At 73.4% G+C, this 19,860-nt stretch carries 15 protein-coding genes; 7 read left to right on the top strand and 8 right to left on the bottom strand.

Annotated elements, in window-relative coordinates; translation table 11 throughout:
- Nucleotides 1-78: 78 nt before the first annotated feature.
- From ACIBNE_RS04495 to ACIBNE_RS04485, 3 genes are read right to left on the bottom strand one after another with little or no spacing between them, the layout of a single operon-like run.
- Nucleotides 79-1,263, bottom strand: a complete 1,185-nt coding sequence (locus ACIBNE_RS04495) for a C45 family autoproteolytic acyltransferase/hydolase (protein ID WP_399269396.1) — start codon at nt 1,261-1,263, stop codon at nt 79-81.
- On the bottom strand, nt 1,260-2,930 hold the full coding sequence (locus ACIBNE_RS04490) for an amidohydrolase (protein ID WP_399269394.1): 1,671 nt from the start codon (nt 2,928-2,930) through the stop codon (nt 1,260-1,262). The genes ACIBNE_RS04495 and ACIBNE_RS04490 overlap by 4 nt, the downstream gene beginning before the upstream one ends.
- A 7-nt stretch (nt 2,931-2,937) precedes the next feature.
- Nucleotides 2,938-4,383, bottom strand: coding sequence for a purine-cytosine permease family protein (locus ACIBNE_RS04485; RefSeq protein WP_399269392.1), 1,446 nt, complete (start codon nt 4,381-4,383; stop codon nt 2,938-2,940).
- Between the two features lie 149 nt (nt 4,384-4,532).
- Between ACIBNE_RS04485 and ACIBNE_RS04480 the strand changes: the two genes are divergently transcribed.
- Both ACIBNE_RS04480 and ACIBNE_RS04475 read left to right on the top strand, forming a co-directional pair.
- Nucleotides 4,533-5,165 (top strand): TetR/AcrR family transcriptional regulator, encoded by a 633-nt coding sequence (locus ACIBNE_RS04480; protein WP_399269390.1) that lies wholly within the window; start codon nt 4,533-4,535, stop codon nt 5,163-5,165.
- Nucleotides 5,166-5,298: 133 nt separating this feature from the next.
- Nucleotides 5,299-6,645: a serine/threonine-protein kinase gene (locus ACIBNE_RS04475; RefSeq protein ID WP_399269388.1), complete on the top strand. Its 1,347-nt coding sequence runs from the start codon at nt 5,299-5,301 to the stop codon at nt 6,643-6,645.
- A gap of 98 nt (nt 6,646-6,743) precedes the next feature.
- On the opposite strand, the gene ACIBNE_RS04470 is transcribed toward ACIBNE_RS04475, so the two are convergent.
- Nucleotides 6,744-6,980 (bottom strand): hypothetical protein, encoded by a 237-nt coding sequence (locus tag ACIBNE_RS04470; protein ID WP_399269386.1) that lies wholly within the window; start codon nt 6,978-6,980, stop codon nt 6,744-6,746.
- A gap of 241 nt (nt 6,981-7,221) precedes the next feature.
- On the opposite strand from ACIBNE_RS04470, the gene ACIBNE_RS04465 reads away from it, so the two are divergent.
- Nucleotides 7,222-8,340, top strand: a complete 1,119-nt coding sequence (locus tag ACIBNE_RS04465) for an FAD-dependent oxidoreductase (protein ID WP_399269384.1) — start codon at nt 7,222-7,224, stop codon at nt 8,338-8,340.
- On the opposite strand, the gene ACIBNE_RS04460 is transcribed toward ACIBNE_RS04465, so the two are convergent.
- Both ACIBNE_RS04460 and ACIBNE_RS04455 read right to left on the bottom strand, forming a co-directional pair.
- Nucleotides 8,330-8,953, bottom strand: a complete 624-nt coding sequence (locus tag ACIBNE_RS04460; protein ID WP_399269382.1) for a DUF2867 domain-containing protein — start codon at nt 8,951-8,953, stop codon at nt 8,330-8,332. The two genes, ACIBNE_RS04465 and ACIBNE_RS04460, sit on opposite strands and share 11 nt — an antisense overlap.
- Before the next feature lie 165 nt (nt 8,954-9,118).
- Nucleotides 9,119-10,459 carry an aspartate aminotransferase family protein gene (locus tag ACIBNE_RS04455; protein ID WP_399269380.1) on the bottom strand — a complete coding sequence of 447 codons (1,341 nt, stop codon included), beginning with the start codon at nt 10,457-10,459 and terminating at the stop codon, nt 9,119-9,121.
- 89 nt (nt 10,460-10,548) lie between these two features.
- On the opposite strand from ACIBNE_RS04455, the gene ACIBNE_RS04450 reads away from it, so the two are divergent.
- From ACIBNE_RS04450 to ACIBNE_RS04435, 4 genes are all read left to right on the top strand, one after another.
- Nucleotides 10,549-11,457, top strand: coding sequence for a LysR substrate-binding domain-containing protein (locus ACIBNE_RS04450; protein WP_399270074.1), 909 nt, complete (start codon nt 10,549-10,551; stop codon nt 11,455-11,457).
- A gap of 388 nt (nt 11,458-11,845) precedes the next feature.
- Entirely contained in the window at nt 11,846-13,195 is a 1,350-nt protein-coding gene (locus ACIBNE_RS04445; RefSeq protein ID WP_399269378.1) for a discoidin domain-containing protein, read from the top strand.
- The gene (locus ACIBNE_RS04440) at nt 13,195-14,469 is read left to right on the top strand and encodes an MFS transporter (protein WP_399269376.1); all 1,275 of its coding nucleotides are present in this window, start codon (nt 13,195-13,197) and stop codon (nt 14,467-14,469) included. Before ACIBNE_RS04445 ends, ACIBNE_RS04440 begins: the two co-directional genes overlap by 1 nt.
- Nucleotides 14,466-15,500 (top strand): hypothetical protein, encoded by a 1,035-nt coding sequence (locus ACIBNE_RS04435; RefSeq protein ID WP_399269374.1) that lies wholly within the window; start codon nt 14,466-14,468, stop codon nt 15,498-15,500. The genes ACIBNE_RS04440 and ACIBNE_RS04435 overlap by 4 nt, the downstream gene beginning before the upstream one ends.
- A gap of 66 nt (nt 15,501-15,566) precedes the next feature.
- On the opposite strand, the gene ACIBNE_RS04430 is transcribed toward ACIBNE_RS04435, so the two are convergent.
- Together ACIBNE_RS04430 and ACIBNE_RS04425 are read right to left on the bottom strand one after the other, a co-directional pair.
- The gene (locus tag ACIBNE_RS04430) at nt 15,567-17,900 is read right to left on the bottom strand and encodes a phosphoketolase (RefSeq protein WP_399269373.1); all 2,334 of its coding nucleotides are present in this window, start codon (nt 17,898-17,900) and stop codon (nt 15,567-15,569) included.
- A 145-nt stretch (nt 17,901-18,045) separates the two neighbouring features.
- The gene (locus ACIBNE_RS04425) at nt 18,046-19,773 is read right to left on the bottom strand and encodes a sigma-70 family RNA polymerase sigma factor (protein WP_399270072.1); all 1,728 of its coding nucleotides are present in this window, start codon (nt 19,771-19,773) and stop codon (nt 18,046-18,048) included.
- Nucleotides 19,774-19,860 lie beyond the last annotated feature (87 nt).

Here is a 19,860-nt window from a genome sequence, read left to right as displayed (position 1 = left end):
CACCACGCCCAACAGGTGGTTTTGGGACATCACCGTCCCGCCGCCCCGCGGCTGCGCCGGGCGGCCGTCCCGTACGGCTCAGGCGCGCAGGACGCGCCAGGGGCGCGTGGCGTGTTCCGCGGGCGTGCCGTCCAGGACGCGTGCCGTGCGCGCGGCGGGGTCGAGGGCGACGGTGGCGAGGCTCGCCCAGCGTTGGCCCAGGGGGCTGTTCATGTCGGGGACGCAGGTCACGGGCGGCTCCCCGGGGCCCGTGACGAGGAGTCGGAGCAGCGCGTCCGCGTCGGTGGCCGACCCGGCACCTGCCTCGTCGGCGTCGGCCGCGTCGCGTACGAGCCGGTCGCGCAGGAAGGCGTAGCGCTCGCCCGAGTCCGGCTGGTAGAGCCAGGACTTCTCGTGCCGGGCGGGGGCCGGGGTGAGGAAGTGGTTGGTGCGCAGATGGGTTCCCCCGGTCGCCCGTGGCGCCTCGAAGATCCCCTCCGGGCTGATGTCGAGCAGCAGGGCGCGGCGCGCGTCGAAGAGCATGAAGGAGCCGGACGAGGCGATGGGGGCGTCGCGCAGCAGGTGGAGCGCGTGGTCGGCGTCGTCCGCCTCTTCCAGGACCAGCGCGGCGAGGACGTGCACGGGGATGCCGCCGACGCGGTCGTCCCGGTGCCCGAGGATGTTGAAGTGCAGGGCGAGTCCCGCGCTGTTCACGCCGATCTTGGCGAGGATGCCGTGTTCGGTGATGCCCGCGTAGGAGTGGGTGCCGCCGAGCGAGTGCAGGGTGTGCCAGTACGGGCCGAGCTCGACGTGCCAGTCCCAAGTCTGTACGCCGATGTGCGTGACGTCCCCGTCGGCCGTGGGCATACGGCGTACGACGGTCGAACACTCCCCCGGCGGGACGGCGCGGCTGCGGGCGAGGATCTCGGTCCGGGCGTTCAGCGCCGCGACGCGCCACGGATCGACGCCCGCGCCTTGCGCGATGCCCTCCATCTGTTCGCGCAGGGCGGGCCGGAAGGCGTCGACGGCGTCGAGCGTCCGGTGGGCGTCGTCCGTGACGGTGGCGGGGCCGATGCCGCCCAGGGCGAAGAGCCGGTCGTACGCGCGGATCGCGCCGTGCAGGTGCGCCGCGAGCCGCTCGCCCCTGACGCGCCCGCGCTCACGGGGGTCGGCGGCGTCGGCGATGACGTGCGGCCGTCGGCCGGAAGGGACGGGCGGCACTTCGGACGAGGAAGGGTCGAACGGCACGCCGGACGAGGAGGAGTTGAGCGGTGCGGAGGTCACTGGGCCGTCTCCTGGGTGTCGTGCCGCAGCACGCGGCCGTCGATGAACGTGGCGAGTACGCGGTTGGCGGCCTGCTGTTCGGGGGTCAGGTCGAGGGGGTTGGCGGCGAACACGGTCAGGTCGGCCGTGTACCCGGGGGCGATCCGGCCCAGGCGGTCGGCCGCGCCCGCCGCCGCGGCGGTGACGCGGGTCATCGCCGCGTACGCCTCGCGCGCGTCGATCCGCTGGTCGGGCTGGACGGGCCGGGCGTCGGGCTGTTCGACCGGGCGGCGCAGCTGGGCGTCGGCGAGGGCCACGCGCGGGTCGCCCACGCCGATGGGCCAGTCGGAGCCGAGCGCCACGGCCGCGCCGCGGTCGATCAGGTCGCGGGTGCGCCAGCCGTGGGCGACCCGCTCGGGGCCGATCCGCCTGGACCAGTTGTCGCTCTGGTCGGCCCGGGTCATGCGGGTGGCGTGCACCGGTTGCAGGCTGGCCACGACGCCCAGCTCCGCGAAGCGCCCCAGCAGGTCGTCGGGGATCGACTCGACGTGCTCGATGCGGTGCGGGGCGCGCCCCGCGCTGCCCGCCTCCTCGATCGCGTCGAGCGCGAACCGCACCGCGCGGTCCCCGATGGCGTGCGTGGCGGTGGGGATGCCGCGTTCGGTGAAGTACCGCACGGCCGTGCGGTATCCGTCCACGTCCTTCCAGAGCGGCCGGCGGTTCTGCCCCAGGGAGTCGGGGTGTTCGAACCAGGCCGAGCCGTTGTCCGCGGTGCCGTCGAGCATGAACTTGACGCCTTCGACGTGCCAGCGCCGCCCGGCCAGGCCCTGCAGGGCCGCGACGGACTCCCAGGTGTCGCGCCGCGAGTCCGCGGGGACGAGCGGCGAGCAGCGGATCCGCAGCGGCAGGTCGCCGGTCCGTTCGATCTCCCGGTAGACCGCTTCGGAGGGGTCGGTGAAGTCCATCGCGTGCAGCCCCGTGAGGCCGCCGGCGGCGAGCGCGCGCAGTTGGGTGGTCACGTGTCCGGCGGCGGTCGGCAGCGGGACGTGCGGGTAGTGGTCGAAGACGAGCCGCATGGCCTGGAGTTCGACGACGTATCCGGTGGGGCGGCCGTCCGCGCCGACGACGACCTCCGAGGCGTCGTCGAAGGTCTCCGCGCCGCTCAGCCCTGCCAGCTCCACCGCGGCGGGGCTGATGACGAGGGCGTGGGCGTCGCGGGTCATCAGGGACACCGGCACCCCGGGGAAGCGCCGCTGGAAGACCTCGCCGTCCGGCTCTCCGTCGAAGGCGTTGACGTCCAGGTCGTAGCCCGTGATCCAGGCGCCGGGCGGGCTCGCGGCGATGCGGTCCGCGACGCGGGCGCAGATCCGCTCCAGCGTGTCCAGGCCGCCGAGGTCCAGGCCGCCGCCGATCTCCATGGACCCCCACACCGGGTGGGCGTGCGCGTCGGTCAGCCCGGGGGTGAGGGTCGCCCCGGGGAACTCCACGACGTCCGTCTCCGTGCCCCTGTGGCGGTCGAGCAGCTCGGCCCCTCCGACCGCGAGGATCCTGCCGTCTTTGATGGCCAGGGCGGAGTCCAGGTCAGGGTTCGATGCGGGGTTCGATGCGGGTCGGGAGCCGGTACCGGGGTCCGGGGCGGCGTCGAAGTTCTCGATCCGTGCGGCGCGCACGATGCGGTCGGCGTACATGGGTCCTTCAGTGGTGGGTGGTTGCGGAGGCGGGCGCGGCGGGCGCGGCCGGGATCGTGCGCAGGGCTCGGGACAGGGCCGCGTACAGGACCGCCGAGCCGAGCACTCCGACGGGGAGCGCGAGGTTGAGGCCGCCCGTCGCGGCCGATACGGGTCCGGCCCAGGAGCTGGAGCTGACGCAGAGCGCGGCGGCCAGGGCGCCGACGACGGTGGCGAGGAGGCCGGGCCAGTTGACCCCGCCCCGGTACCAGTACGGGCCGGTGCGGCTCTGGTCGTGCAGCGCCCGGCCGTCGTAGCGGTTGCGGCGCAGGAGGATGTCGGTGGCGTAGACCGCCATGCAGGGGCCCGTGACCACCACGGCGACCTCCATCAGGGCGTTGACGGCCGTCAGGAAGTCGAACACCAGGACCGCGAAGAGCGTCATGGCGGTGCCGATGGCCCCGACGACGAGCACGGCGGCGACGCGCGGGAGGCGGACCCCGATCGACTGCATCGACAGTCCGGCGCTGTAGGCGGTCATGCCGTTGTTCGCCATGGTGTTCAGCACCACTCCGATGACGAAGACCGGCACGAACCAGCCGGGCATGACGCTCTCCAGAGCCGTCTGCGGATCGCTCATGTCCAGCGCGGTCGCCGCGAGCGCCCCCACGGCCGTGAACACCAGGCTCGGCAGGAACGCCCCGGCGGCCGTCCACATCGTGATCGCGGCCGAGCCGGAGCCGCGCGGCAGATAGCGCGCGAGGTCGGGGCTGTTGGCGTACGAGAGCGGTGTGGAGGCGACGACGGTCAGCCCCGAGGCCAGCGCGACGAGGCGGTCGGGGCCCGTCAGCGGCGCCGCGGGGGCGTACGACCAGTCGGCGTGCGCGAGCACCATCGCCGAGAGGGCCAGGAACACCAGGGCGAGCAGGACGGTGAGCGCCGTGTAGAGCCGCACGATGGTGGCGTGTCCGTAGATCGCGACGAGTACGGTGGCGCCCGCGATCAGGGTGATGACGACCGCGTCGAGCGCGGCGGACCCGGGCAGGCCGAGCCGGGCCGCGAGGCCGATGCCCGCCACCGATGCCGCCGACCAGTTGAGCGCCAGGTAGAGCGCGGCGATCAACCAGCCCGTGACGGCGACGACGGCCTTGTTGCCGACGACTCCGTAGATCGCCCGGGAGACGACCGAGCCCGTCGTGCCCGAGGCCGGGCCGCTGATCGCGATGAAGCCGGTCAGCAGCCAGAACAGGTTGCCCGACGCGATGACGGCGAACGCCTCGGCCAGCGAAAGCCCCATGAGGACGAGGGTGGCGCCCACCACGAAGCTCAAGTAGCTGACGTTCGGCGCCGCCCAGAGCGCGAAGAGTTCGCGCGGCGATCCGTGCCGCTCGTCGTCCGGCACGCAGTCGATGCCCCGGGTCTCGACGTGACCGGCCCGGTCGGAGCCGGTGCGCGGTGGGCGGCTGTGGGCCATGGGGTGGTTCCTTCCGTACGACGAAGAGACGACGGCGCCCTCGCCGCCGCCCTGTCCTGCCCCGTCGGGGAAGGCGCGGCCGGGAAGACCAGAGTTATTGGTGTCTTCACCAATAAGCTGTTGGCGTCACATCCAATAGGCTGTCGGACATGACGTCAACCCCTCCGAACCCCCGCAGGCGCAAGGCCCCCGCCGAACGCAGGGCGGAGATCCTCCAGGCCGCCGCCCGCGTCGCCCTGGAGCAGGGTCTGGAGCGGGTGACCACGCAGCTCGTGGCGGACGAGCTGGGGGTCAGGCCGGGTCTGATCAGCCACTACTTCGCGACAGTCGACGCGCTCGTGTGCGAGGCGTTCGTGCGGGCCGCCGCGCGCGAGCGCGAGGCCCTGCTGCCGGACGCCGAGGGCGCGCTGCCCCCGAAGCTGCGGATGAGCCGGTTCCTGCACCGCGTCGGCGGCAGCGACCTCACCGACCTCGGCAGGCTCTGGCTCAACGCCCGCCACCTCGCCCGCTACCGCCCGAACCTGCGGCGCGTCGTCGCCGAGCAGGAGGCGGACACCCGGGGGCGGTTGACGGCCGTCATCGAGGAGGGCGTGCGCCGCGGGGACTTCACGGCCGACGACCCGCAGGGCGCGTGCGTGGCGGTCCTCGTCGTGATCGACGGGCTCGGCTCCTACACGAACGACGGCAGCGCGTTCTCCCACCCCGCGCTCGACGCCTTGGCCTTCACCACGGCCGAGCGCGAACTCGGCCTGCCCCCGGGGAGTTTGCGGGACGCGGGCTGAGCTTCCCCCGCGGTCGCCGAAGCGGCGGCGGGTCCCGCACTCCGACCGGGCTCCGCGCGCCGACCGGGCCCCGCGCGCCGGGCCGCCTGCGCCATACTGATGCGCCGGGACACAGGGGGAGGCATCCAAGCTCATGGAGCACGGGACGGGCGGCGCGGGCCTGCCGGAACGCATCGGCGGCTACACGGTGGAGCGGAAGCTCGGAGCAGGCGGAATGGGCACCGTGTACCTGGCGCGGTCGCGCGGCGGGCGCGCGGTGGCCGTGAAGGTGGCGCGCCCGGAGCTCGCGGCCGATCCGCACTTCAGGGAGCGGTTCCGCGCCGAGGTCGCGGCGGCGCGCAGCGTGGGCGGGTTCCACACGGCTCCGGTGGTGGACGCCGACCCGGCAGCCGAGGCGCCCTGGCTGGCCACGGCGTACGTCCCGGGGCCGACGCTCGCCGCGCTGCTGGAGGCCGGGGGACCGATGGACGAGGCGCGGCTGCGGCAGTTGGGCGCCGCGCTCGCCGAGGCGCTGGCCGCGATCCACGGCTGCGGCCTGGTGCACCGCGACCTGAAGCCGGGGAACATCATCATGGCCCCCGACGGCCCCCGCGTCCTGGACTTCGGCATCGCGCGGGCGCTGGAGTCGACCCGGCTGACGGCCACCGGAGTGGCCTTCGGGACGCCGGGCTTCCTGGCTCCCGAGCAGGCGCTCGGCGTCGAAGTCGACGGCGCGGCGGATGTGTTCGCACTGGGCGCCGTACTGGTCGCGGCGGCGGGCGGCAGCGCGTTCGGCGCGGGTACTCCGATGGGTCTCATGTACCGGTCGGTGCACGAACCGCCGGACCTGGCGGCGGTTCCGGAGGCGCTACGGCCCGTCCTGGCATCCTGCCTGGCCAAGGAGCCCGCCCAACGTCCTTCGCCCGAGCACCTGTTGGACCTGTTCGCCCCGGACACGGCCCAGGAAGCGGCCCCGTACTCCCCCACCGTGGTGGCGCCCGCGCCGCCGGCGCCCACCCCGTACGAGTCCGTGCCCCCGTCGGCACCCGCCCCGCACGAGTCCGCGCCTCCGCCGCCCGTACCGGCTCCCGCCCCTCCCGCCCCGTACGCGCCCGTCCCCGCGCCGCCCGCGGCGGTGCCCCCGCCGCCCTCCTACGCGCCGTCCAACGCCGTCCCGCCGCACCAGGCCCCCACCCGCCCCGTCCCGTGGGGCGACGCGGCAGCCGACAACGACGTCTCCTTCATGGCGATCGGGATCGAGGCGTCCCTCCTGATCGACACCACCGGAGTCGTGTTCGACGGGGAAGGGCTCGGGGACCAGGCGTTCGCCTGGTCGGAGATCAGCACGGTCGAGTACTCGGTCGAGGGCCCCAAACACCTCGGCGTAACCGTGCGCACGCACGACGGCACCCTCCACCGCTGCCTGTTCACCGCGCGCAGGCGGGCCCGCCTGCGCGAGTGGCTGCAGGATCTGCCACTGGTCCTGGAGTGCTTCCTCTAGCGGCCGGCCGGGATCGGGGACAGCCGGGCGGACGCGCACCGGTGGCAGCCGGTGCGCGCCCGCCCGCCGTAGGACACCGGGGTGTCAGGCGCTCGGTGTCACCAGTTGTAGACGATGTCCCCGTAGCTGTTGACCATCTTGAACGTGCCGTCCCCCTGGTCGATCACGCACCCGAATCCGCCGTCGCCCGTCGCTCCGCAGAAGGTGGAGGCACTGGCCTGACCCGCCGCGGCGATGCCGCCGCCCACGAGGACGCCGACGGCCGCGACGGCGACGGCGAGCCGCCCGGCCCGCCTGCGGACCGGCCCGCCGGTGGTGTTGTCGTTCCGCTGCATGGCTAACTCCCTACTGCCCATGGGTTTTCGGTCACCTGGGCTTCGTAGCCGTCGCCCCTTCGGATTGCTCCGGTTGGAAATCCGACGGCGCCCGGTCCCTGTCCGCACCGCCTTCCCGGTGCCTGTCGGTGGCCCGTCGGAGGGCGTCCGCCCGGTGTCGGTGGCCCGTCGGAGGGGCTTGGCACCTTTTCGGTGACGGCCGCCGGGGACCACCGGGCGGCCCCGTTTCCGAGGAGTAACCATGCACGCACCCGTCACGATCGTCGGCGCCGGACTCGGCGGCCTCACCCTGGCCCGCGTCCTGCACCTCCACGGGATCCCGGCCGCGGTCTACGAGGCCGAGCCCTCCCCGACCGCCCGGTCACAGGGCGGGATGCTCGACATCCACGACTTCAACGGCCAGATCGCCCTGGCGGCAGCCGACTTGACGAAGGAGTTCCGCGGGCTCGTCCTGGAGGGCCGCCAGGCCGTGCGGGTCCTCTCCCCGGACGGGACCCCGCTGTTCGACAAGGCCGACGACGGCACGGGCGGACGCCCCGAGGTGCAGCGCGGCGAGCTCCGGCAGATCCTGCTCGACTCGCTCCCGGCCGGCACCGTCCGCTGGAACCACAAGGTCCGCGCCGTCCGCCCCCTCGGCGGGGGCCGCCACGAGGTGGCGTTCGCCGACGGCGGGACCGTCACCACCGGGCTGCTGGTCGGCGCGGACGGCGCGTGGTCGCGGGTGCGGCCGCTGCTCTCCCCCGCCACGCCCGAGTACACCGGCAAGACGGTCGTCGAGACCTATCTGTTCAACGTCGGCACCCGGCACCCGGCGGTCTCGAAGGTGATCGGGGACGGTTCGACGATCGCGGCCGAGGGCGAGCTGGAGATCTTCGTCCACCGGGAGCGGGACGACGCCGTCCACGCCTACGTGGGGCTGCCCAAGCCGCGCGACTGGTTCACCGGCCTCGACTTCGCCGGAGCCCCCGGGGCGGCCGTCGCGCGGATCGTGCGGGAGTTCGACGGCTGGGCGCCCGAGCTCGTCGCGCTGATCACCGACTCCGACACCACTCCGGTCCTGCGCCCCCTCCACACCCTGCCGCCCGGCCACCGCTGGGACCGGGTGCCCGGGGTGACCCTGCTCGGGGACGCCGCCCACCTCGCGCCCCCGAACGGCGAGGGCGCCAACCTGGCCATGCTCGACGGCGCCGAACTCGGCGCGGCCCTGGCCGCGCACCCCGACGACGCCGAGGCCGCGTTCGCCGCGTACGAGCAGGTCATGTTCCCCCGCAGCGCCGAGGTCGCCCACGCGGGTCCCTCGACGTCGGGCTCCGACGGGCAGGACATGGGGCAGGCCGTCATCGAGATGCTCAGCGAGTAGGGGCGGCGCCGTCCTCGTGGGGCGCGCGGTCCCGGTTGCGCCAGGCGCGCTCCCACTGGCGGGTCAGCGCCGGGTAGACGATCAGATAGCGGAACGGTGCGATGAAGGCCATGTAGGCCCTGCCGAACAGGCCGTTGGGCTTGACCAGCACCGCCATCCGCAGCTCGTGCCCACCGTCCGCGTCGCCCGTCGGCACCCAGCCCAGGTGCATGAGGGTGTGCACGGTCTTGTTGGCCAGTTCGCTGACCGATTCGTCGTCGAGCACGTACACCGGAACGAGCGGATGGTCCCCGGCCGCCACCCCGTCCGTGGTCGCGCGCAGTTCGTCCGGCAGCCGGTCGCGCAGCGAGCCGACCCTGGCCCCGAGCCCGGCCTCACCCGCGTCCCAGCCGAGCAGGGCGCCGATCTTCCAGCGCAGCTCGAACAGGGCGCGCACCAGAAGGGGTTGCTCGTCCATGCGGCCGCCCGCCCGCATCGCGGCGAGCATCACCGGGAAGTCTCCCGGCCCCGCACCCGGCGTGCGGAAGGACCACACGTCCTCGACCCGGAAGTCCCGGGTGAACTCATGGGCACGCCAAGGCTGTTCGGTGTACGAGGTGCGAGGAAGCTTCATGTCCGCTGCCGCCTTTCCTGACCCGGGACGCGACCGGCCCCCCGGTTGTACGCCTGCGTATACATCCAGACTAGGGCTTGTATACGGTGGCGTACATCCGGGGCCCGGGTGAGGTCCGGCACACCTCGGGCGCGCTTCGGGCACACCTCGGGCGCGCGCCGGCGGTCAGCGCCCCGCGCAGGCGTCGCCGATCGCCCCGTCCAGGATCGACAGGCCGAGCGCGAGCTCGTCCTCGGTCGCGGTCAGCGGCGGCGCGATGCGGAAGACCCCGCCCATTCCTGGGAGTTGGACGATGTTCATGTGCAGGCCGAGTTCGAGGCAGCGCCGGGTGACCCGGGCGCCCAGCTCGTCCGAGCTCCGCTTCGTCGCGCGGTCCTCGACGAGTTCGAGCCCGGCCAGCAGGCCCCGGCCCCTGATGTCGCCGACGACCTCGTGGCGCCCGGCGATCTCCGTCAGGCCCGCGCGCAGGAACCGCCCCAGCGAACGCGCCCGTTCGTCGAGCCGCTCCTCGGTCAGGACGTCGAGGACGGTGTTGCCGACCGCGGCGACCAGCGGGTCGGAGACGTGCGTGGTGAAGAAGAGGAACCCGCGGTCGTACGCCTCCCGCTCGATCTCGTCGCTGGTGACCACGGCCGCGAGCGGGAGCCCCGCGCCGAGCGTCTTGGACAGGGTGAGGATGTCGGGCACGATGCCGTCGCGCTCGAACGCGTACCAGGTCCCCGTGCGGCACAGCCCGGTCTGGGCCTCGTCCAGGATCAGCAGCATGCCGCGCTCCCGGCACTTGTCGCGGAGCGCCGCGAAGTACCCGGGCGGCGGCTCGATGATGCCGCCCGAGCTGAGGATCGGCTCCACCAGGCACGCGGCCAGGCTGCCGGTCGACTGCGCGTCGATCAGGTCGAAGGCGAAGTCCAGCTGGCGCCGCCAGTCCAGGGCGCCGTCGGCGTCGGTGAAGTCGGGCCGGTACGCGTTCGGCACGGGGATGGCGAAGTTGCCCGGTGCGGCCGGTCCGTAGCCCTTGCGCCCCGCGCTGTAGGTGGCGGACGCGGCGGCCTGCGTCATGCCGTGCCAGGACCGCGCGAACGAGACGATCTCGTGCTTGCCGGTGACGAGCTTGGCCATCCGGATCGCCGCCTCGTTCGACTCGGCGCCGGTCGTCAGCAGCAGGACCTTCTCCAGCGGTGCGGGCAGGGTCGCGGCGAGCCGCCGGGCGAGGTCGACCACCGGGCGGCTGAGCATGCCGCTGTAGAGGTGGTCGAGGGTCGCGATCTGCCGCTGGACGGTCGCCACGATCGCCGGGTGCGAGTGCCCGAGGATCGCGCTCATCTGCCCGGAGGTGAAGTCGAGGATCCGGCGCCCGTCCTCGGTGAAGACGAAGCTCCCGGCGGCGCGGTCGACGACCTCGCGGGTGAACCCGCCTCCGTAGCGCACCAGGTGCGCGTCGGCATCGGCCCAGAAGTCGGCCGGAGAGTGCCCGGCGGACGGCGGAAAGTTGTTCGAAACAGCCATGCGCCGACGGTAGGTGCGGCCCGAGCGACACGTCCATCTCACAATTCCGGCTTTCCTGTTCGGAGGATCCGCACAACAATGGGGGCGTGATGAATCCCTGGAGGCTGCGGCTGCTGACCCAGCTGGACACGCTGGGCACCGTCAGGGCCGTCGCCCAGGCCGCGAACCTGAGCCCGTCGAGCGTGTCCCAGCAGCTCGCCGTGCTGGAGGCCGAGACGCGCACGCAGCTCCTGGAGCGGACGGGCCGCCGGGTGCGGCTGACCTCGGCCGGGCTGATCCTCGCGCGCCGGGCGCGGGCGCTGCTCGACCACATGGAGAGCGTCGAGGCGGAGCTGCGCGGGTTCGGCGACGAACCGGCCGGGCTGGTGCGGCTCGGCGCGTTCCAGAGCGCGGTGCACACCCTGGCCGTGCCCGCGGTGACGCGGCTGGCCCGGGAGCATCCGCACCTCGACGTCGAACTCCTCGAACTCGAACCGCACGCCAGCCTGCCGGCGCTGCGCGGCGGGGACGCGGACGTCATCATCACGACCACGAACTTCGACGAACTCCCCCTGGGGCCCGACCTCGACCTCGTGCCGCTGGCCGCCGACCCGGTCCTGCTGGTGACCCCGCGGGGCCACCCGCTCGCGGGGCGCGGCGCCGTGGACCTCGCGGCCTGCGCGGACGAGCCGTGGGCGTTCGACGCACCGCAGTCGTACATGGCGAACCTCGCGCTGCGGCTGTGCCGCCAGGCGCGGTTCGAGCCCCGGGTGGTGTGCCGGTTCAGCAACTACATGCTGACCCTCCAGCACGTCGAGGCGGGCCTGTCGATCGCGCTGCTGCCCGACCTCGCGGTCGACCGCGACCGCTACCGGGTGGTCACCAGCGAGCTGGCACCGGCGGTGACCCGGACCATCACGGCGGTGGTGCGCCGCGGTTCGCCGCCCCGCGCGGCGGTGCGCGTGGTGCTGGACGCGCTGCGCCACCGCCCCGCCCCGCCGCTGCACGAGGCGTCCTGACGGCCCGTCACCACCGGGCCCGGGGCGATGGGGCGGCGCGGGCCCGGCCGGAATGAAGAACTGGTGTCCGAAGGGTGACGAACTCGCGTTCCAGTACCCCCGAAACCCCGGTCCCCACCCCCCTCACACCCCCTCTGACCTGCTACGGAACCAATCCCAAAACCTTCATCCGCGACGCCTGTCGAACTACTGGTAGGAAACCTTCCTATCCGATACGCTCCCGGGCGGCGGCCTGGCGCGGTGCCCCTGTGACCAGGGGACATGACGCGCTCAGTGAGAGCTCTGACCCGGCCGCCACGGCAGTGCTTCCTGCCCGCCATCGGGCAGGGAGCGGTGCCCCGCAGTTCCGTCCAGCTCTCGCCCCCACCCAAGGCCAGGGAGTACAGGTATGCGCCTGACCCTCTCCGCTCCACCCCCCGTCCTCCGCAACCGCCGCCACACGGCCCTGATCGTGCTGGCCACCGCGCTCGCGCTCCTCGGCGGGCTGCTGCTCGCCTGGCCCGACCGGGCCGGTGCCGCGGCGGACCCGCTCATCTCCGGCGGCAAGCCCGCCACCGCCTCCACGCTGGAGGACTCCTCCTTCGGCGCGGGCAACGCCTTCGACGGCGACCCGGCCACCCGCTGGGCCAGCGTCGAGGGCAAGGACCCGCAGTGGATCCGCGTCGACCTCGGCGCCACCGCCACCGTCTCCCGGGTCAAGCTGACCTGGGAGGACGCCTACGCCAAGGCGTACCGCGTCGAGACCTCCGCCGACGGCACGACCTGGACGAAGATCGCCGAGGAGAAGGCCGGCAACGGCGGCACCGACGACCTGACCGGGCTCTCCGGCCAGGGCAGGTACCTGCGCGTGTACGGGACCGCCCGCGGCACCTCCTACGGCTACTCGCTCTTCGAGGTCGAGGTGTACGGCACCGTCGACGGCGGTACCCCGCCCACCGGCGCCTTCACCGTGGTCGCCGTCGGTGACATCGCGGCCCAGTGCACCGCGTCCAGCAGCAGCTGCGCGCACCCCAAGACCGCGAAGCTCGCCCAGCAGATCAACCCGAAGTTCTACGTCACCATGGGCGACAACCAGTACGACGACGCCCGGCTCTCCGACTTCAAGAACTACTACGACAAGACCTGGGGCGTCTTCAAGGCCAAGACCCGCCCGGTCCCCGGCAACCACGAGACCTACGACCCGGCAGGATCGCTCTCCGGGTACAAGTCCTACTTCGGGAGCATCGCCTACCCGCAGGGCAAGAGCTACTACAGCTACAACGAGGGCAACTGGCACTTCATCGCCCTCGACTCCAACTCCTTCGACAAGGCCGAGCAGATCAACTGGCTGAAGGCCGACCTCGCGGCCAACAGCAAGAAGTGCATCGCGGCCTACTTCCACCACCCGCTGTACTCCTCCGGCGGGCACGGCAACTCCCCGGTCTCCAAGCCGGTGTGGAAGATCCTCTACGGCGCCAAGGCCGACGTCGTCCTCGGCGGCCACGACCACCACTACGAGCGGTTCGCCCCGCAGGACGCCGACGGCAACGCGGTCTCGGACGGCATCGTCGAGATCGTCGGCGGCATGGGCGGCGCCGAGCCGTACGACATCGAGGAGATCCAGCCCAACAGCCAGAAGCGCATCAGCGGCCCCTACGGCGTGCTGAAGATGGACTTCACTGACAACGGCTACAGCTGGACCTACGTCGGGACCGACAACCAGGTCAAGGACACCAGCCCGAAGTACAGCTGCCACTGATGTACCTGGCCGCCAACGGCCGCCCGGACGCGCCGCCCCGCCCCGACGGGGTGCGGCGGCGCGTGCCCGGCACCGTCATCGCACTCGGCGCGGTCAGCCTCGTCACGGACGTCTCCTCCGAGATGGTCACGGCGGTGCTGCCGCTCTACCTGGTCCTGGGCCTCGGCCTGTCCCCCCTCCAATTCGGCTTCCTCGACGGCCTGTTCAACGGCGCGACCGCACTCGTGCGGCTGCTCGGCGGACGGCTCGCCGACCGCGGCGGACGGCACAAGCGGGTCGCGGGGGCGGGCTACCTGCTGTCCGCGCTCTCCCGGCTCGGGCTGCTCCTCGCGGGCGGTTCGACCGTGGGCATCGCCGGCTCGCTCGCCGCCGACCGGCTCGGCAAGGGCGTCCGCACCGCGCCCCGCGACGCGATGATCTCGCTCAGCGGGCCGCCCGAGACGCTCGGCCGCGCCTTCGGCGTGCACCGCGCGATGGACACCACGGGCGCGCTCCTCGGGCCGCTCGTCGCGTTCGCCGTGCTGTGGGCCACCGCGGACGCCTACGACGCGGTGTTCGTCGTCAGCTTCTGCACCGGCCTGCTCGGGGTGCTCCTGCTCGTGCTGTACGTGCCCGGAGCCTCCGCTTCACCGCCCCGAGCGCCCGCCCCCGCCGTCCGCTACAAGGCGCTGCGCGACCCGGCGTTCCGCCGCATCCTGTACGCCGCGTCCCTGCTCGGCGCCGCCACCATCGGCGACGCCTTCCTGTACCTGCTGCTCCAGCAGCAGCTCGACCTCCCGCCCTCCCTCTTCCCGCTGCTCCCGCTCGGCGCGGCCGGCGGCTACCTCCTGCTCGCCGTCCCCGCGGGCCGGATCGCCGACAGGACCGGGCGCAGGGTGCCGTTCCTGTTCGGGCACGTCGCGCTGCTCTGCGCGTACGCCGTGCTCATCGCCCCGGTCTCCTGGCCGACCCTGGTGGCCGTACTGGCGCTGCTGGGCGTCTTCTACGCCTCGACCGACGGCGTCCTGATGGCCCTCGCCGGTCCCGTGCTGCCCGCCGAGAACAAGGCGGGCGGGTTCGCGATCATCCAGACGGGCCAGGCGCTCGCCCGGCTCGTCGGCGCGGCCGGGTTCGGCGCCGCCTGGACCGTGTGGGGGCAGGGACCCGCCCTGTGGGTCGCGGTGTTCGCGCTGGCCGCCGCGCTCGTCGCGGCCTGGCGCGTGCTGCCCGCGGCGCACCCGACCGCCCCGACCCTCCCCGCGCCCCCGCGATCCCCCGCACAGGAGACGTCATGAACCTCTCCAGGCCACTGCGCCTCACGCTCGTCGTCACCGCCGTGCTCCTGCTCGTGGGCGGCTCGGTCGGCTACGTCCTGCACGCCAGGCACCGCGACGGACCGAACAAGCAGGTCGCGGCCGACGCCTCGTTCGGCGGCCTCGCCCGGGGCCTGTACTTCCGCGACACGGACACCGGACGCGTCGCCCGTCTGGAGGACCGGGCGCCCAGGAGGACGACCGGCGCGCAGCAGGCGGCCGTCCGGGGCACCGCCGGAAAGCGGGTGGAGGGCGGGCCCTCCTGCGACCGGTTCTACGCGGTGGGCGAGCGGGCCCTGTGCCTGCGCAAGCTGCCCGGCATCCCCGTGCGCACCCGCGTCCTCGTGCTCGACCGGCAGCTGCGCGAGACCCGCAAGCTGACCCTGCCCGGCATCCCCAACCGGGCCAGGATCTCCGCTTCGGGCAACGTGCTGTCCTGGACGACGTTCACGACCGGCGACTCGTACAACACCTCCGCGTTCTCCACCCGTACCGGGATCCTGGACCTGCGGACCGGCTATCTGATCAAGTCGATCGAGTCGATCCCGCTGACCATGAACGGGAAGCGGTACCACGCGCCCGACGTGAACTTCTGGGGCGTGACCTTCGCCCGCGACGACAACCGCTTCTACGCGACCGTCTCCTCCAAGGGCCGCACCCACCTCATCGAGGGCGACCTGCGGGCGTGGAAGGCGAAGACGCTGCGCGAGAACGTCGAGTGCCCCTCCCTCTCGCCCGACAACACCCGGATCGCCTTCAAGAAGAAGGTGTCGGACAGCACCAAGTCGCCCTGGCGGCTGTACGTGCTCGACCTGGCGGACCTGAGCGAGCACCCGCTGGCCGAGACCGAGAGCGTCGACGACCAGGCCGCCTGGCTGGACGACCGCACGATCGGCTACGCCCTGCCGGGGGCCGAAGGGCGCAAGAGCGACGTCTGGTCGGTGCCCGCCGACGGCACGGGCACGCCGCGCCTCACGGTGCCCGGCGGCTTCTCCCCCGCCTCGGTGCGCTGAGGGCCCGCACCGGCCGGACGCCGCCGCTCGGTAGGACCGCCCGGTAGGGCCGCTCAGCAGAACCGCTCAGTAGGGCCAGGACCAGTGGGCCACCTCGGGCAGGTCGGTGCCGTGCTCGCGGATCCAGTCGTGGTGGCGGGCGCGTGCGCCCGCCATCGCCTGGCGCACGGACGCGGCGCGGACGCCGAGCCCGGGGACGCGGTCGATGACGTCCATGGCCAGGCGGTACCGGTCGAGGTCGTTGCGCACCACCATGTCGAAGGGGGTCGTGGTGGTGCCCGCCTCCTTGTAGCCGCGCACGTGGAGGTGGGCGTGGCCGGTGCGGCGGTAGGCGAGGCGGTGGATCAGCCACGGGTAGCCGTGGTAGGCGAAGACCACCGGCTTGTCCGGGGTGAACAGCGCGTCGTACTCGAAGTCCGCCATGCCGTGCGGGTGTTCCTCGCGCGGCATGAGGCGCGCGATGTCGACGACGTTGACGACCCGCACCGCGAGCCCGGGTACGTGCTCGCGCAGCAGCGCGGCGGCGGCCAGGGTCTCCTGGGTGGGCACGTCCCCGGCGCAGGCGAGCACCACGTCCGGGTCGCGGCTGCCGTCCTCGGTCCCCGCCCACTCCCAGATGCCCGCGCCGCGGGCGCAGTGGACCTTGGCGTCGGCCATGGACAGCCAGTCGAAGCAGGGCTGTTTGCCCGCGACGATCACGTTCACCTGGTCGCGCGAGCGCAGGGCGCCGTCGGCGACGCACAGCAGGGTGTTGGCGTCCGGCGGCAGGTGGACCCGGACGACTTCCGGGCTCTTGTTGAGGACGTGGTCGACGAACCCGGGGTCCTGGTGCGAGAAGCCGTTGTGGTCCTGGCGCCAGACGTGCGAGGTCAGCAGGTAGTTGAGGGAGGCGACCGGGGCCCGCCAGGCCAGCCGCCGGGACGTCTTGAGCCATTTGACGTGCTGGTTGACCATCGAGTCGACGATGTGGACGAACGCCTCGTAGCAGGAGAACAGGCCGTGCCTGCCGGTGAGGGTGTAGCCCTCCAGCCAGCCCTGGCAGAGGTGTTCGGAGAGGACCTCCATCACCCGGCCGTCGCGGGCGAGGTGTTCGTCGGTGTCGGCGAGCTGTCCCTGCCAGGCCTTGCCCGTGACCTCGTACAGCGCCTGGAGGCGGTTGGACGCGGTCTCGTCGGGGCCCACGACGCGGAAGTCGCGGCGCTCGGCGGTGGCCGCCATGACGCGGGCGAGGTAGCCGCCGAGCACGGCGGTTGGTTCGTGCAGGCTCGCTCCGGGCTTGTCGACGTGGACGGCGCACTCCTCGGGGCGGGGCAGCGGGAGCGAGCGCAGCAGGAGTCCGCCGTTGGCGTGCGGGTTGGCGCCCAGGCGGCGGGGGCCCTCGGGCACGCAGGACAGGACGCGTTCGGTGGGACGGCCTTCGGCGTCGAAGAGCTCGTCGGGGCGGTAGGAGCGCAGCCACCGCTCCAACTGCCGCAGGTGGTCGGGGTTCTCGCGGACGCCGGGGAGCGGGACCTGGTGGGAGCGCCAGGTGCCCTCCACCGGTACTCCGTCGACTTCGCGGGGGCCGGTCCAGCCCTTGGGCGTACGCAGCACGATCATCGGCCAGCGGGGGCGCCCGCCCGACTTCTTCGCCGCGTCGATGCGGTCCAGGGCCTCGTCGAGGGCTCGGGCCATCGCCTCGTGCACGTGGCGCGGCTCGCCGCCGGTCACGTGCAGCGGCTCGTGCCCGTATCCCCTCAGGAGGGAGTCGAGTTCGGACTGCGGCAGGCGGGCCAGTACGGCCGGATTGGCGATCTTGTAGCCGTTGAGGTGCAGGATCGGCAGGACCGCGCCGTCGTGGAGCGGGTCGAGGAACTTCGTGGAGTGCCAGGAGGCGGCGAGCGGCCCGGTCTCCGCCTCGCCGTCGCCGATCACGCAGGCGACCAGCAGGCCCGGGTTGTCGTAGGCGGCGCCGTAGGCGTGGGCGAGCGAGTAGCCGAGCTCGCCGCCCTCGTGGATCGAGCCCGGCGTCTCGGGGGCGACGTGGCTGGGCACGCCGCCGGGGAAGGAGAACTGCCGGAACAGTGCCGCCATCCCCGCCGCGTCCCGCGTGATGTCGGGGTACGTCTGCGTGTAGCTGCCCTCCAGCCAGGAGTTGGCGAGGACGGCGGGTCCGCCGTGCCCCGGGCCCCAGACGCAGATCGCGTCCAGGTCGCGTTCCTTGACGACCCGGTTGAGGTGGGTGTGCACGAGGTTGAGGCCGGGAGAGGTGCCCCAGTGGCCGAGCAGCCGGGGTTTGACGTGCTCGGGGCGCAGCGGCTCGGTCAGCAGGGGGTTGGTCATGAGGTAGATCTGGCCCGCGGCCAGGTAGTTGGCGGCGCGCCAGTGCGCGTCCAGGGCGTCGAGCAGGTCGTTCACCATGCCTGCGGCTCCTGTCGGTCGGGTGCCACCGACGTTGCCACTGGGCCGCGGGGTCCGGGGAGGGGCTAACCGGCCCCTTGGGCGCGTCCACCCGGACGCACCCCGCCCGGACGCGTCCGGGCGGACGCGTCCCGCCGGGGTGCGTTCAGAACCCGAAGACCTGCGTCCAGGTCCAGTCCTCCTCGACCAGGCCGACGCCCATCGTCTTGAGCGAGCAGTTGAGGATGTTCGCGCGGTGGCCCGGCGAGTTCATCCACGCATCCATCACGGCGGCGGGCGAGCCCTGGCCCCGTGCGATGTTCTCCGCGCCCGGCGACGGGTAGCCCTGGGCCTGGGCCCGGTCGCTGAAGCTGCGGCCGTCCCGGCTGGTGTGGTCGAAGTAGTCGTTGGCCGACATGTCCTCGCTGTGCAGCCGGGCCGCGCGCGCCAGTCGGTCGTCGGGCCGCACGGGTCCGCAGCCCGCCTTGGCCCGTTCGTCGTTGACGATGGCCAGGACCTGTCCCGACGGAGTGCCGTCGGGGGCGGTGGTGGGGGTGCGCGGGGGTTCGGGGCGGGGCTCGGGCGGCGCCGTCCTGGTCTTCGTCGCGGTCGGCTTCGGTTTCGGCTTCGGCTTCGCCTTGCTGGGGGTCGCGCTCGGCCTGGGCGAGGGCGACTTGCTCGGCGAGGCCGACGGGGAGGGCGCCTCGGGGGTGGGGGCGGGGGCCGCGGCGGTCTGCGCGGGGGCGGTCGACGGGGTGTCGCCCGCGGAGGTCACGGTCTCGCCCTCCCCGTCCGACGGCAGCAGGTTCGTGCCCACGAACGCACCGCCCGCGACGAGCACGGCGACGGCCGCGGCCACCGCGGTGGTCCTGCGCTTCCTGCGTATTCGCTCCTGCGCGCGACGGCCGAGCCGGCCCTGCCCGGCCGGACCGCGCACCGCGCCGAGCACGGCGGTACCCTCGCCCGCCCCGGCGTCCTGTCCCGCCCAGGTCCCCTGTCCCGTTCCGGAGCCCTGTCCCGTTCCGGAGCCCTGTCCCGTTCCGGAGCCCGGCGCCGTTCCCGGCGCGGGCGCGCCGAAGGCCACCGGCTCGGCCGGAACGCCGCCGCCCTGGAGCGCCGCGAGACCGGCGAGGCCCGCGGCCGCCACCGGCACCAGGCCGAGCCCCACCAGCAGCCCCTCGGCGGGGACCAGTCCCGCCTGGTGGCCCGAGCAGGGCACGCAGTCGCGCACGTGGCGCGCGATGCGCTTGCGCCACAGCGCCGACGGGTGCCCGTCCCAGACGCCGATCACATCGCCGAGCCGCGGGCACGGCGGCACCGCGGCGAGCGCGCGCACCACCAGACGGGCGGTCTCCAGCTGCGCCTTCATCCGCTGGACCCGTACGCCCGTGTGCTCGGGCGACAGCTCCAGGGCCGCCGCCACCTCGGCGCGGCTCAGCTCCCCCGCCGCCTCCAGCCACCACAGGGACAGCAGCGCCCGGTCGGCGGGGTCCAGCCAGCGGGTGGCCTGCGCGACCTCGCGGCGCTGGCCTTCGAGGCCGAGGCGGACGATGGTCAGGTCCACGAAGTCGGCGCCGGGGTCGGCCAGGTCGTAGGCGTCCTGGAGGTCCGAGTCGGCCGGTACGGACTGCCTCTTCTGCCAGTACGTCCGGACCTGGTTCATGGTGATGGCCACCAGCCAGGACCTGAAGCCGCCCGGGTCGTGCAGCGAGCCGAGCCCGCGCAGCGCGCGGAGCATGATCTCCTGCACGACGTCGTCGACGTCGGCGTGCCCGTTCAGCGCGCGGCCGACGATGTTGTACACCAGCGGCAAATGCGTGCTGACCAGTTCGTCCTGCGCCCACAAGGCGCCGCCGCGCGCCGCCTCGACCACCGCGCGGTCCGGTCCACCCATCGCTGTCACGCCTGTCCACGTCCTTTCCCGGTGCCGACATTCTCTGTCCGACACAAGGGGAGACCTGCGGCAGGGGGCCCGATAACG

The sequence above is a fragment of the Streptomyces sp. NPDC050504 genome (genome assembly GCF_044458065.1).
Classification (GTDB): domain Bacteria; phylum Actinomycetota; class Actinomycetes; order Streptomycetales; family Streptomycetaceae; genus Streptomyces.
This window is presented reverse-complemented; position numbering and strand designations above follow the sequence as displayed.

What these genes read in the sequence shown, in the direction of transcription:
- ACIBNE_RS04490 (WP_399269394.1), bottom strand. Translation starts at nt 2,930, where the DNA reads ATGTACGCCGACCGCATCGTGCGCGCCGCACGGATCGAGAACTTCGAC.
- ACIBNE_RS04485 (WP_399269392.1), bottom strand. Translation starts at nt 4,383, where the DNA reads ATGGCCCACAGCCGCCCACCGCGCACCGGCTCCGACCGGGCCGGTCAC.
- ACIBNE_RS04480 (WP_399269390.1), top strand. Translation starts at nt 4,533, where the DNA reads ATGACGTCAACCCCTCCGAACCCCCGCAGGCGCAAGGCCCCCGCCGAA.
- ACIBNE_RS04475 (WP_399269388.1), top strand. Translation starts at nt 5,299, where the DNA reads ATGGAGCACGGGACGGGCGGCGCGGGCCTGCCGGAACGCATCGGCGGC.
- ACIBNE_RS04470 (WP_399269386.1), bottom strand. Translation starts at nt 6,980, where the DNA reads ATGCAGCGGAACGACAACACCACCGGCGGGCCGGTCCGCAGGCGGGCC.
- ACIBNE_RS04465 (WP_399269384.1), top strand. Translation starts at nt 7,222, where the DNA reads ATGCACGCACCCGTCACGATCGTCGGCGCCGGACTCGGCGGCCTCACC.
- ACIBNE_RS04460 (WP_399269382.1), bottom strand. Translation starts at nt 8,953, where the DNA reads ATGAAGCTTCCTCGCACCTCGTACACCGAACAGCCTTGGCGTGCCCAT.
- ACIBNE_RS04455 (WP_399269380.1), bottom strand. Translation starts at nt 10,459, where the DNA reads ATGGCTGTTTCGAACAACTTTCCGCCGTCCGCCGGGCACTCTCCGGCC.
- ACIBNE_RS04450 (WP_399270074.1), top strand. Translation starts at nt 10,549, where the DNA reads ATGAATCCCTGGAGGCTGCGGCTGCTGACCCAGCTGGACACGCTGGGC.
- ACIBNE_RS04445 (WP_399269378.1), top strand. Translation starts at nt 11,846, where the DNA reads ATGCGCCTGACCCTCTCCGCTCCACCCCCCGTCCTCCGCAACCGCCGC.
- ACIBNE_RS04440 (WP_399269376.1), top strand. Translation starts at nt 13,195, where the DNA reads ATGTACCTGGCCGCCAACGGCCGCCCGGACGCGCCGCCCCGCCCCGAC.
- ACIBNE_RS04435 (WP_399269374.1), top strand. Translation starts at nt 14,466, where the DNA reads ATGAACCTCTCCAGGCCACTGCGCCTCACGCTCGTCGTCACCGCCGTG.
- ACIBNE_RS04430 (WP_399269373.1), bottom strand. Translation starts at nt 17,900, where the DNA reads ATGGTGAACGACCTGCTCGACGCCCTGGACGCGCACTGGCGCGCCGCC.
- ACIBNE_RS04425 (WP_399270072.1), bottom strand. Translation starts at nt 19,773, where the DNA reads ATGGGTGGACCGGACCGCGCGGTGGTCGAGGCGGCGCGCGGCGGCGCC.